1 protein-coding gene is annotated in these 610 nt (G+C 43.9%); it reads left to right on the top strand.

Annotated features, from left to right (window positions below):
- Positions 1-507: lipase secretion chaperone (locus tag A3766_RS27990; RefSeq protein WP_156509208.1), on the top strand; the 507-nt coding region annotated here is incomplete at its 5' end.
- Between the last annotated feature and the right edge of the window lie 103 nt (positions 508-610).

The following is a 610-nucleotide window of genomic DNA, read 5'->3' on the forward strand; positions in this document are numbered from 1 at the left end:
AAAAACACACGTCGACAATACCTCGGTAAAGAACTAAGTGAAGCCTTGTTCGGTCACGAAGAACGTTATGATGACTATTCTTATCAGCGCTTACTGATCAACAGCGACAGTTCACTAAGCGAGCAGGAAAAAGATCAGCTGATGGCTCAGGCCGAAAGCCAACTGCCCAGTAAGATGGCTCAAGGCATGCGCTATAAGCGCGAAGAAAAAAAGCTCACCGCACAAATAAACAGGCTTAAGAATCAGTCTGACACGGCTGAAGAAATCTTCGATTTAAGAGCTAATTTCTATGGAGAAAAGATCGCACAAAGAATGGCCTACCTAGAATCCAATACGCCACAGTGGCAAGCTCGCCTAACAGAATTCTACCAACAACGGCAAGATATCCTAGACTCAAATGAATTAAGTGACGAAGCCAAAAAACTCGCCTTACAAGAAGCCAAAGATAATGCCTTCACCAGAAAAGAACAGATCAAGCTCGCCGTACAATCGATACGGGGAGCATAGAGAGCTTGTAATTGGATAATAGCGTGCCGACTAGACAGATCGCGGACTTTCTTTAATTGTGCAATTTCTCCCTGCCTCTTTTGCTTTATAAAGCAAGTCATCC

This window comes from Oleiphilus sp. HI0132, from assembly GCF_001635845.1.